Consider the following 12,209-nt stretch of genomic DNA (forward strand, 5'->3'; position numbering starts at 1 on the left):
CACATTTCAGGACGAGACACGCAAACAAAAAGGGTTGATGTTCTCACATCAACCCTCTGAACTAATTAGACTTCCCGAAGCACAGCGTTCCTTTACTTCAGCTTCTCTAAATCCGCTTCAATTTCGGCAATCTTACTTGAAACCACTTTCTCTAAATGACGTAAGTCGGTAAGGATCTTCTGTTTGACATCGACTTCAGTGGTTTTCCCCGGTTTAGTTAGCTTATTCAGTTCATCTATCACTAATGTAAGGTTACGATTGATTTCAGTGACTTCTTTATACTTATGGCTGCCGCTGTCAACCAGAACATTCTTCACTTGACGCGGGTATTTGAATTTTACGCTTTTAGCGAATAACTCGCCTTTTTGTTTGTGGAAATAGATTTTTAACACATCCTTGTGCGCTTCTTGTCGTAATGAATAGCGCTCAATCTGTTTAGGATCCTGAATACCTAAACCAGTGAGGTGTGGGAACATAGGCTACCTCTTTGTGTTGATTACAAACACCCTGTGCTCTTGTGCTCAGAGTGAACAAATATTGTTAACATCAATAATGTAGCAGTCTAACCACGTTGTAGATAGTTGATTTTTAGAACAGCTTTGCAACTTGTGGGCAAGATCGCTTACGGTGCCAGCTCGGCCACATTAGCGGTAAGACGTTCTCGAAGTTTAGTTTCTTGCTCTTCGGTTAACTTACTACCTTGCTCGCTGGTGATGATAAATAAATCTTCTGCCCGTTCGCCAATGGTAGTAATTTTTGCAGCATGGAGATGAAGATCCAAATCAGCAAACGTTGCTCCGACTGTGGCAAGTAAACCTGGTGTATCCAATGCAACAAATTCCATTAGTGTGCGTTTTTTGCTCTTTGTCGGCAGAAAATCTACGCAGGTTTTAACTTTAAAGTGCTGCAAATTTCTGGGTACACGGCGAGTTTTTATCTTCGTTGGTCGTCCATCTTGAAGTACGTGCATTAGATGTTTAATGACCGCTTTGTGGCGGCTTTCGTCAACCACTTGACCATGTTGATCCAGCACCATGAAGGTATCGAGTACATAGCCGTCTTTGCTGGTCATGACTTGAGCGTCGTGTACGTTAAAGTTCCTTCTATCCAGTTCTGCTACAACGGTTGCAAATAGAGCATGCTGGTCTCGACTGTAGACAAACACTTCGGTGCCGCCTCGGGTCGCTTTCTTTGAGATCAGTATTAAGGGTTTGGAGTGGTCGTCATGGCGAAGTAGATGGGTACAGTGCCAAGCAATTTGTTTGTGTGTATGACGTAAGAAATAATCAGCCTTGAAACGTTGCCACAGTACTTCAATTTCTCGTGCGCTGAAGCCTTCTTTGCGAAGTAGGGCAGACGCGAGCTGTTGGTTATGACGAATACGATCTCGCACATCAACGGGATTTTCCAAGCCTCTGCGCAGGGCTCTTTGGGTTGAATAGAAAAGTTCTGCCAATAGCGTTCGCTTCCAGCTGTTCCATAACTCTGGGTTAGTAGCGCAAATATCTGCTACTGTTAAGCAAACCAAATACTCAAGATACTCTTCGTCACGCACCTTTTTGGCAAAATCAGTAATGACTTCTGGATCATAAATATCACGGCGCTGTGCAGTGACCGACATCAGTAAGTGATGCCTTACTAACCAAGCGACTAATTTGGCTTCAGGTTTCGAGAGTCCATGCTCAATACAAAAGTTGTAGGCTTCTGTCTCGCCAATCACCGAGTGGTCACCACCACGTCCCTTACCTATGTCATGAAAAATCGCAGCGAGGATCAGTAATTCTTTCTTCTGAATACGTGGATACACTTCGCAGCATATCGGGTGTTTGTCATAGTTGTTTGAATTGCCAAAAGTATTGATATGTTTCAGCAACCTTACACTATGCTCATCAACCGTGTAGACGTGAAACAGGTCAAACTGCATCTGGCCGACAATTTGACTCCATTGTGGCAAGTAAGCGGCGAGAACACCGAGCTTATGCATCAAACTAAACGCTTTGTGTAGCGCGTTAGGATGACGGCAAAGCTCAATAAACTTTTCTCGTGCTTCAGGAATGGTATGTAGGAACTTATTAAGACGTCGCCGTGCCGTGCGGAGCTGACGTAGTGTCGGTGGCGCAACGCCTTCGATACTTGAGTCGTTGGCAATATGCAGGAACATATCGAGAATGGTTTCTGGACGAGCTTGAAATAATGCAGGTTTGCGAGCTTCGATTAGATGACCACGACGCTGAAAGTCTTCACTAAGGATCTCAGGTTGACACTCAATGCCATTGTTTAAAATGGCTTGGTCAAACAGCTTAAGCAGCATTTTGTTGAGTTCAGCGACACGTCTTAGCGTACGGTAGAACTCCTTCATCATCATTTCAACGCCGCGATTCCCTTCGCCTTCAAAGCCTAGACAATCTGCGACTTGAGCCTGATGGGCAAAAGTAAGGCGATTGTCGTACCTTTTCAGATGTAAGTGTAGTGCAAAGCGCACTCGCCAGAGATAATCTTGGCATTCAACGAGTTCACGATATTCAGCATCGGTTAAAAAGCCATATTTGCTCATTTCTAGCAAAGAAGTTGCACCGAAGTGACGGCGTGCTACCCAGCTGAGTGTATGAATATCGCGCAATCCGCCTGGTGTGGATTTTATATCGGGCTCGAGGTTATAAGTTGTATCATGATAACGAGCGTGGCGCTCTCGTTGTTCTTGAACTTTGGCTTTATAGAAGGTTTCGCTTGGCCAAAAAGATTCAGCGTGAATTTCCAATTTCAGTTTCTGGAACGTGTCTTCACAGCCACATAGAAGTCTTGCTTCTTGGAGGTTGGTCGCCACAGTGAGGTCGTCGCGACCAATAGCTGCACATTCTTCAACCGTTCGTACCGCATGGCCTATTTCGAGCTTAAGGTCCCAGAGTAACGTAATAAATTCACTGACTTTGTTGGCTAAAGCGTCGGGTAGGGAATGTTTAGACACGACAAGTATATCGATGTCAGACAACGGGTGCAGTTCCCCTCTCCCGTAGCCGCCAACGGCTACTAAGCTGATATTTGGTTTCTCAGAAAAACCAAAATGCTGCCAAAGCCGATTGAGAAGTAAATCAATGTAGTCTGAGCGCCCCAGCACAAGAGTTGTTACTGAATGATGACTGAGAAACTCTTGCTTTTGATAGAGATGAAATTGCTCAAGCTGATACTTAAGAATACTAATTGAAATCTGCTCATCGGCAAACGTCAAAGGAGACTGAAAGGGCATATTGCAAATCCGTGCTAAACATCCATTAGATACCAATCTATCAAAACGGAGCAGATAAAAAAATATCCCCGATGATGTGGGGATATTTTATTGTACTCAGGTAGGTTAAACGTTGTTCATTATACGCGGTATAGTGTCATCGCTGCGCAACGTCATGACTTCACAACCTGTTTTGGTCACTAGAAGGGTGTGTTCGTACTGTGCTGATTTTTTACCATCGCCCGTATAAACCGTCCAATCATCTTCAGCGTCAACTGTGACGCCAAACTTACCAGCGTTGATCATTGGCTCGATAGTAAAGCACATGCCTTCTTTCAGAACACGGCGATCATTGTTTTTGTAGTGGACAATTTGGGGCTCTTCATGGAACTCATTACCAATGCCATGACCACAGAAGTCTTTCACAATAGAGAACTTATTACGTGGGTTCTTTTTGTTGTTTTCCTTGATGTACTTTTCAATCGCAGTACCGATGTCACCGACAGTTGCTCCTGGTTTTACCTTGCGCATTCCTACATACAGTGCTTCTTGAGTGACCATACATAAGCGCTTATCAGCCGGAGATACATCGCCAACAAAGAACATTTTCGATGTGTCGCCATGATAACCTTGCGGTCGTACGCTGAGGTCAGCGTTTTCATCATTAGGAACAATGACAGTAATATCAACGTTGATAATGTCTCCATTTTTCAGAACGGCAGGTTTTGGCTGACCGTTGCTGCCTACTTCATCTTCTGATGCTGGGATACCGTGACACACAATATGGTTGATTGAAGTACAAATGGATTTAGGGAATCCGTGGTAATCAAGAGGGGCAGAGTAAGCGCCTTTTTCGATCCCATAGTCATGACAAATTTGGTTCAATTCATCTGTCGTTACCCCTTCTTTGATGTGAGGCTCGATCATTTCTAGGATTTCAGCGGCTAGTGCGCCTGCGATTCGCATGCGCTCGATTTCTTCAGCGGTTTTGATCTTGATTGACATCGGCTTTCTCTATTTCATTCAGTGGCACTCTATGGTGCGAATGGGCGCATTCTAGCAGGAACCGTGCATAATGAGAATGATTCTTCATGTAGTCCTATACGTAAATAAGCACGGAGATAGCCAGTCTGTGCAATGAATAATCGTTTTTTTTCCTAGCCATGAAGGGCTAAAATGTGGTATAAAGCGCGCCGGAAATGTCGTCTGTTCTCTCTGTTTGGTGAAACCATACGGCGAAGCTGATGACTTCCAACTAACTTATATCTTTAAATCACACACATTCCGTCACATATTCCGGGGTGCTGGGCAGAAGCTTAGTCGGAGTTATGGGGGATGTGGAGGCCTAACCCCATAGAGGATTTTAAAATGGCAACTGTATCAATGCGCGATATGCTTAAAGCTGGTGTTCACTTTGGTCACCAGACTCGTTACTGGAACCCAAAAATGAAGCCATTCATCTTTGGTGCTCGTAACAAAGTTCATATCATCAACCTAGAAAAAACGGTACCAATGTTCAACGACGCTCTAGCGGAACTAGCTAAAGTTGGCGAAAAGAAAGGTAAAGTTTTATTTGTAGGTACTAAGCGCGCTGCATCTGAAGCTGTTAAAGAAGCTGCTATTGCAAGCAACCAGTTCTACGTTAACAACCGCTGGTTAGGCGGTATGCTAACAAACTACAAAACTGTTCGTCAGTCTATCAAGCGTCTAAAAGACCTAGAAGCACAGTCTCAAGACGGTACTTTTGACAAGCTAACTAAGAAAGAAGCTCTAATGCGTACTCGCGAAATGGAGAAGCTAGAGAAATCTCTTGGTGGTATCAAAGATATGGGCGGTCTACCTGACGCTCTATTCGTAATCGACGCTGATCACGAGCACATCGCAGTTAAAGAAGCAAACAACCTAGGTATCCCAGTTTACGCTGTAGTTGATACTAACTCTAACCCAGATGGCGTTGACTTCGTTATCCCTGGTAACGATGACGCAATCCGTGCGGTACAGCTATACCTAAACGCTGCTGCTTCTGCAGTAACTGAAGGTCGTAACAAAGATGTTGCTGCAGCTGCTGAAAAAGACGGTTTCGTAGAAGCTGAATAATAGCGGCTCCGCGTCACACTTGGTTTATGTGCAATCTAGTTGCCACTTAAATTGAGTTATAGTTATCAGCAGGGGCCAAAATTTAGGCCCCTGTTTTTTACCAAATCCAGATTTAAACTGAGGAATAGAGAATGGCTGTTACTGCTGCTCTAGTTAAAGAACTGCGCGACCGTACTGGCGCAGGTATGATGGAATGTAAGAAAGCGCTTGTTGAAACTAACGGCGACGTCGAACTAGCAATCGAAAACATGCGCAAATCAGGTGCTGCGAAAGCTGCTAAGAAAGCAGGTAACGTTGCGGCTGAAGGTGCAATCATCATCAGAGAAGACAACGGTGTTGCTGCTCTTCTTGAAGTTAACTGCCAAACTGACTTTGTTGCCAAAGATGGTAACTTCACTGCATTCGCAGAGAAAGTTGCAGCAGACGCTCTAGCATCTAAAGCTTCTGTTGAAGAACTAGTCGCTAAATTCGAAGAAGAGCGTATTGCTCTTGTTGCTAAGATCGGCGAAAACATCAACATCCGTCGCGTTCAGTACGTTGAAGGTACTGCGATCGCTTCTTACCGCCACGGTGAGAAAATCGGTGTAGTTGTTGCAGGTGAAGGCGACGCTGAAACTCTTAAGCACGTTGCAATGCACGTAGCGGCTTCTCGTCCAGAGTACGTAAACCCAGAAGATGTACCTGCTGACGTAGTAGAAAAAGAAAAAGCTGTTCAAGTTGAAATCGCTATGAACGAAGGTAAACCAGCTGAAATCGCAGAGAAAATGGTTGTTGGCCGCATGAAGAAATTCACAGGCGAAATCTCTCTGACTGGCCAAGCTTTCGTTATGGAACCTAAGAAGTCTGTAGGCGAAATCCTGAAAGAACGTGGTGCTTCAGTAGCTACATTTGTTCGCCTAGAAGTAGGTGAAGGTATCGATAAGGGCGAAGAAATGAGCTTCGCTGACGAAGTAGCAGCTGCTCAAAAAGGTTAATCCTTAGACCAGTGCATAAAGTTTAGACCGTAGCCAAGGCTGCGGTCTTTTTACGACTGGCGTTTAAACGATTAACCGTGATGAATGGGTAAGAAGTCAGTGTTTCTAGAGTAGAAAATGCACTTTTTGTCCATCCATGACTGTTAATCAACAACAACTCTCTTTTGGAAGGTAAACTCCATGACTACGAACCCTAAACCAGCGTATCAACGTATTCTGTTAAAACTGAGTGGTGAAGCACTTCAAGGCGAAGAAGGTTTTGGTATTGATCCTGCGATCTTGGATCGTATGGCTCAAGAAGTAAAAGAACTGGTTGAACTGGGTGTTCAGGTCGGTGTGGTTATCGGTGGTGGTAACTTGTTCCGTGGTGCAGGTCTTGCTGAAGCGGGTATGAACCGTGTTGTTGGTGACCACATGGGTATGTTAGCAACAGTAATGAACGGTTTGGCGATGCGTGATGCTTTGCACCGTGCATACGTCAATGCTCGTGTTATGTCTGCAATCCCACTGAAAGGCGTGTGTGACGATTACAACTGGGCAGATGCAATCCGCGAACTGCGCCAAGGCCGTGTTGTTATCTTCTCAGCAGGTACAGGTAACCCATTCTTCACAACCGATTCTGCTGCATGTCTACGCGGAATTGAAATTGAAGCTGACGTAGTTCTAAAAGCGACAAAAGTTGATGGTGTATTTACGGCTGACCCAGTAGCCAACCCTGACGCAGAGCTGTATGATAACCTGAGCTACGCAGAAGTTCTTGATAAAGAACTAAAAGTGATGGATTTAGCAGCATTTACACTGGCTCGTGACCATAAAATGCCAATCCGAGTATTCAATATGAACAAACCAGGCGCACTACGTCGCGTGGTAATGGGTGAAGCAGAAGGCACTCTAATTAGTACCGCTGAATAATTCATTCAACCACAGCGTGACTAATTCATGCTGTGGCATTGCCTTTTGAAGGATCCTGATTAGGCTTTCTTCTAAAAAGAATGACACATTAAGGTGATATTGTGATTAACGAAATCAAACAAGACGCTCAAGAGCGCATGGAAAAAAGCGTAGAAGCGCTAAAGAACAACCTTTCTAAAGTACGTACAGGTCGTGCACATCCAAGCCTACTTTCTGGTATATCGGTAGAGTACTACGGTGCGCCAACACCTCTAAACCAGGTGGCGAACGTAGTAGCAGAAGATGCTCGTACACTAGCAATCACAGTATTCGATAAAGAGCTAACGCCAAAAGTTGAAAAAGCGATCATGATGTCTGACTTAGGTCTAAACCCTATGTCTGCAGGCACGATTATTCGCGTTCCACTTCCACCGCTAACGGAAGAGCGTCGTAAAGATCTCGTTAAAATCGTTCGTGGCGAAGCTGAGGGTGGTCGTGTGGCTATCCGTAATATCCGTCGTGATGCGAACGGTGAACTAAAAGCCCTACTGAAAGACAAAGAAATCTCTGAAGATGAAGATCGTAAAGGTCAAGACGAGATTCAGAAAATCACTGACGCAGCTGTTAAACAAGTAGATGAAGTGTTAGCGGCAAAAGAAAAAGAGTTGATGGAAGTTTAATTCCATCTAGACTCTGGATACAGAGAACGCTGTGCTCGCAGCACAGCGTTTTTTTATGCTAATCTTTGTCCCCTGCTGGTAATCATAAATCCTTGTATGCAAAACTCTCAACTCTCACCAGAATCACTTCCTAAACACATTGCAATTATCATGGATGGCAACGGGCGCTGGGCAAAAGCCCAAGGTAAGCCGCGTGTGTTTGGTCATAAAAATGGCGTTGCTGCTGTCCGAAAAACTATTTCGACCTCTGCAAAATTGGGCATAAAGGCGATCACGCTATTTGCCTTTAGCAGTGAAAACTGGCGCCGTCCTGAAGAAGAAGTCGGTGTACTGATGGAGTTATTCATTACGGTTCTCTCGACAGAAATTAAAAAGCTACACAAGAATAACTTACGACTCCGTGTTATTGGTGACATGAGCCGATTTAATGAGCGTTTACAAAAGAAAATAGCTCAGGCTGAAGCAATGACTGCGGATAACAGTGGTATGGTTGTTAACATAGCCGCTAACTATGGTGGTAAGTGGGACATCGTAGAAGCAACGAAAGAAATTGCCACAAAAGTCGCAAATGGTGAGATTCACGCAGGTGATGTCAACGAAGACATAATGACTCAGCATTTGACGATGTCAGATTTGCCAGAAGTGGACCTACTGATTAGAACCAGCGGTGAATGTCGAATCAGTAACTTTATGTTGTGGCAAATGGCGTATGCAGAAATGTACTTCACGCCAATTTACTGGCCTGAATTCGACGAAAACAGCTTAATTGAAGCAGTGACTTGGTTTGTTAATCGAGAAAGGCGATTCGGTTGCACCGGTGAACAAATCAAGGCATTGATGGAAAGCGACTAAAGGATCCAAGTTTGAAACAAAGAATTATAACCGCGCTTATCCTTGCTCCGATAGTGATACTTGGTATTTTTGAGTTATCTCTGCCCTTATTCATGGTTGCCATAGCGATCGTTACTGCTATCGGCTTTTGGGAATGGACTCAATTTGTTGAGTGTAAAACGCGTGTTACAGCACTAATGCCAAGTATCGTCGTGAGTGCGGCAATGCTGGGTTTCATTCCATTTGATGCCCTCAGCTTAGGTACAGTAACGGACAGCCATTTAGCTGTTCTCTTGGTTGGCGGGTTATGGTGGATTACATCCAGTTGTCTAGCGATTACTTACCCGACTTCAGCCAAATTTTGGCAAAACTCGAACTTACTTCGCCACTTGTTTGGTATCTTGACACTGCTTCCTTTCTTTTGGAGTGTATTATTGCTTCGCGCCGAGGGCATTAACCAAGATACTTACCATGGTGCAAAGTTGGTGCTGTTTGTCTGCTTCATTGTTTGGTCTGCTGATAGCGGTGCTTACTTTGCGGGTAAAAGTTTTGGCAAACGAAAAATGGCACCGCATGTCAGTCCGAATAAAACCATTGAAGGGTTAGTTGGTGGCGTTATTGCTGCTATTATCGTCGGTTGGGCGACTGCTCACTGGTTTGAAATTGAGTTTAGCAGCCCAATTGCGATGATTATGATTACATTGGTGACTGTAGTGATTTCGGTGTTGGGTGATTTGGTTGAAAGTATGTTCAAGCGTGTTGCTGGCATTAAGGACAGTAGCAATATTATCCCAGGACACGGCGGTGTATTGGATCGTATTGACAGTTTGACCGCAGCATTTCCAGTATTTGCTCTTCTTTATTTCGTTTTCTAGTTTTAGGCAGCCCTGAGTGCTGCCTGTTTAATTTTTACTGGTTTCTTACTATGCGTAAGCTCACAATATTAGGTGCAACTGGCTCGATTGGCGATAGCACTTTTAAAGTTATTGAACAAAACCCTAAGCAGTTCTCAGTTGTCGCTCTTGCTGCGGGTAATAACGTTGATAAAATGCGCCAACTGTGTCAAAAGTGGCAACCTAAATATGCTGTCATGGCGAGTGATAATGCGGCTATGAAGCTTAAAAGCCAATTGCAACAACTCAAGCTTTCGACAGAAGTATTGGCAGGACAAGAGGCGATGAGTCACGTTGCATCGCTTGATGAAGTCGACACTGTTATGGCTGCGATTGTGGGTGCTGCAGGCTTGTTACCGACAATGGCTGCAGTCCAGGCTGGTAAGAGAGTATTGTTGGCGAATAAAGAAGCATTAGTCATGTCAGGACAATTGTTTATTGATGCCGTGAAAACTCATAGTGCAGAACTGATGCCAGTAGATAGTGAGCATAACGCTATCTTTCAATGCTTACCTGAATCTATTCAAACCAGCCTTGGTGACTGCAATATAGAAGATCATGGTATTCAGCACATTTTGTTGACAGGATCTGGTGGTCCTTTCAGGTACAGCGATATTAGTGCTTTATCTGCCGTAACACCTGAGCAGGCAGTCGCGCACCCTAATTGGTCTATGGGGCCGAAAATTTCAGTTGACTCAGCTACCATGATGAACAAGGGGTTAGAGTACATTGAGGCGAAGTGGTTATTTAGCACCCGTCGCGAACAGCTTAAGGTTTTAATCCATCCGCAGTCTGTGATTCATTCGATGGTGCAATATAAAGATGGTTCTTTGCTAGCACAAATGGGTCAGCCAGATATGGCAACACCTATTGCTTTAACTCTGTCTTATCCTGAACGTGTTTCTGCTGGAGTCCCTGCTTTGGATTTCACTAAACTTGCAGAACTGACCTTTCTAGAGCCCGATTTCAGTCGTTACCCCTGCTTAAAGCTAGCAATAGATGCTTGTTATGAGGGGCAGCACGCGACAACTGCACTTAATGCGGCAAATGAAGTTGCGGTTGAATCATTTCTGTCCGGTCAGTTAGCCTTTACTGATATCGCTGTTGTCAATGAACGAGTTTCTAACTTGGTATGCGCTAAGAGTAGCCAATCTGATTGTGATAGCTTGGAAAGCATCTTAGAGCTGGATAAAATGGCCCGAGCATTGGCCGTCGAAATCATTGAAGAGCGTGCATTATGACCGGAATATTGTGGAATTTCGCATCATTTATTATCGCATTAGGAATTTTAGTTGCGGTGCATGAATATGGCCACTTCTGGGTCGCTCGCCGTTGTGGTGTCAAAGTCGAAAAATTCTCGATTGGTTTTGGTAAATCAATCTGGAGCAAAATAGGTAAAGACGGCACTGAATACAGTATTTCAATCATCCCATTAGGTGGCTACGTCAAGATGCTTGACGGACGCGTGGATGAAGTGCCTCAAGAGCAGAAAAAGCATGCTTTTGATACACAACCTTTATGGAAGCGAACTTCGATAGTAGCGGCAGGACCTGCATTTAACTTTTTGTTTGCCGTATTTGCCTACTGGCTAGTTTTTATGATCGGCGTACCGGCTGTTAAGCCTGTTGTAGGGCAGGTTGAAGCGCACTCTATCGCTGCCAATGCAGGTTTAGAGGCTGGCATGGAACTAAAAGCGGTCTCTGGCGTCAAAACACCGGATTGGGAATCAGTCAATATGGGGTTAATTGCTCATATTGGCGACGATAAACTAACCATGACAGTCGCGCCGGCCAATGATATTGGCATTGAAGAAGTGAAGACGCTTGATTTAACTTCTTGGAACTTTGATCCTGAAGTTGAGTCTGCTATGTCAGCACTTGGCTTCAAGCCTTTTACTCCTGCAATCTCGACGACATTGATGACGATTTCAGAGGGCGGGGCGGGTGAAGCGGCCGGTTTACAAGCTGGGGATGTACTCATTGCGGCCGATGATGAACCTCTTACCAATTGGCAACAAGTGGTTGAGCTGATTCAAGGTCATCCAAATCAAGCCATTGATTTGCAAATCGAGCGTTCTGGGGCGTTGATCAATCTAACGTTAACCCCTGACAGCCGTGAGCTAGCGAATAAGCGAACGATAGGATTTGCAGGAATCGTACCTGAAGTCGCAGAGTGGCCAGAAAGCTATCGCTTCGAGCTTCAGTTTGGTGTAATTGAATCAGTCAGTAAAGCGATTGATAAAACTGGACAAATTATTGATCTAACAATCAGCATGTTGAAAAAGCTGATTGTTGGAGATGTTGGATTAAACAACTTAAGTGGGCCTATTTCGATAGCAAAAGGAGCTGGAACGACTGCCGATTATGGATTGGTGTACTTTCTTGGTTTTCTCGCGTTGATCAGTGTTAACTTAGGTATCATTAACCTTGTGCCATTACCTATGTTGGATGGCGGACACTTATTGTTTTTTGCTATCGAGGCAGTGATCAGACGCCCTGTGCCTGAACGCATTCAGGAAATAGGGTACCGCATCGGCGGGGCAGTTATTTTCTCTCTGATGGCAGTGGCGATATTTAATGATTTTGCTCGTCTGTAGCTGGGCAAAGGTTGTAGTAAGGAA

11 protein-coding genes are annotated in these 12,209 nt (G+C 44.5%); 8 read left to right on the forward strand and 3 right to left on the reverse strand.

Annotated elements, in window-relative coordinates:
* Window positions 1–92: 92 nt before the first annotated feature.
* From TW84_RS14210 to map, 3 genes are all read right to left on the reverse strand, one after another.
* Entirely contained in the window at window positions 93–476 is a 384-nt protein-coding gene (locus tag TW84_RS14210; protein WP_045976296.1) for a DUF3461 family protein, read from the reverse strand.
* Between the two features lie 146 nt (window positions 477–622).
* The gene (gene glnD / locus TW84_RS14215; protein WP_045976297.1) at window positions 623–3,244 is read right to left on the reverse strand and encodes a bifunctional uridylyltransferase/uridylyl-removing protein GlnD; all 2,622 of its coding nucleotides are present in this window, start codon (window positions 3,242–3,244) and stop codon (window positions 623–625) included.
* 105 nt (window positions 3,245–3,349) lie between these two features.
* A complete protein-coding gene (gene map, locus TW84_RS14220) occupies window positions 3,350–4,228 on the reverse strand; it encodes a type I methionyl aminopeptidase (protein ID WP_019276441.1) in 879 nt (292 codons plus the stop codon).
* Window positions 4,229–4,591: 363 nt separating this feature from the next.
* Between map and rpsB the strand changes: the two genes are divergently transcribed.
* The 8 genes from rpsB to rseP all read left to right on the forward strand — a co-directional run bounded on the left by rpsB (window position 4,592) and on the right by rseP (window position 12,185).
* Window positions 4,592–5,320: a 30S ribosomal protein S2 gene (gene rpsB, locus TW84_RS14225; RefSeq protein ID WP_045976298.1), complete on the forward strand. Its 729-nt coding sequence runs from the start codon at window positions 4,592–4,594 to the stop codon at window positions 5,318–5,320.
* Between the two features lie 131 nt (window positions 5,321–5,451).
* Window positions 5,452–6,294, forward strand: a complete 843-nt coding sequence (tsf, locus tag TW84_RS14230; RefSeq protein WP_045976299.1) for a translation elongation factor Ts — start codon at window positions 5,452–5,454, stop codon at window positions 6,292–6,294.
* A 180-nt stretch (window positions 6,295–6,474) separates the two neighbouring features.
* Window positions 6,475–7,206 (forward strand): UMP kinase, encoded by a 732-nt coding sequence (gene pyrH / locus TW84_RS14235; RefSeq protein WP_006957910.1) that lies wholly within the window; start codon window positions 6,475–6,477, stop codon window positions 7,204–7,206.
* Between the two features lie 101 nt (window positions 7,207–7,307).
* Complete coding sequence (gene frr, locus TW84_RS14240) at window positions 7,308–7,865, forward strand: ribosome recycling factor (RefSeq protein WP_019276443.1); 558 nt, start codon at window positions 7,308–7,310, stop codon at window positions 7,863–7,865.
* Window positions 7,866–7,961: 96 nt separating this feature from the next.
* Window positions 7,962–8,717 (forward strand): isoprenyl transferase, encoded by a 756-nt coding sequence (locus tag TW84_RS14245; RefSeq protein ID WP_045976300.1) that lies wholly within the window; start codon window positions 7,962–7,964, stop codon window positions 8,715–8,717.
* A gap of 11 nt (window positions 8,718–8,728) precedes the next feature.
* Window positions 8,729–9,571 carry a phosphatidate cytidylyltransferase gene (locus TW84_RS14250; RefSeq protein WP_045976301.1) on the forward strand — a complete coding sequence of 281 codons (843 nt, stop codon included), beginning with the start codon at window positions 8,729–8,731 and terminating at the stop codon, window positions 9,569–9,571.
* 50 nt (window positions 9,572–9,621) lie between these two features.
* Entirely contained in the window at window positions 9,622–10,830 is a 1,209-nt protein-coding gene (gene ispC / locus TW84_RS14255) for a 1-deoxy-D-xylulose-5-phosphate reductoisomerase (protein ID WP_045976302.1), read from the forward strand.
* Window positions 10,827–12,185 (forward strand): sigma E protease regulator RseP, encoded by a 1,359-nt coding sequence (gene rseP / locus TW84_RS14260; RefSeq protein ID WP_045976303.1) that lies wholly within the window; start codon window positions 10,827–10,829, stop codon window positions 12,183–12,185. The genes ispC and rseP overlap by 4 nt, the downstream gene beginning before the upstream one ends.
* Window positions 12,186–12,209: the final 24 nt, after the last annotated feature.

The sequence above is a fragment of the Vibrio neptunius genome (assembly GCF_000967495.1).
GTDB classification, from domain to species: domain Bacteria; phylum Pseudomonadota; class Gammaproteobacteria; order Enterobacterales; family Vibrionaceae; genus Vibrio; species Vibrio neptunius.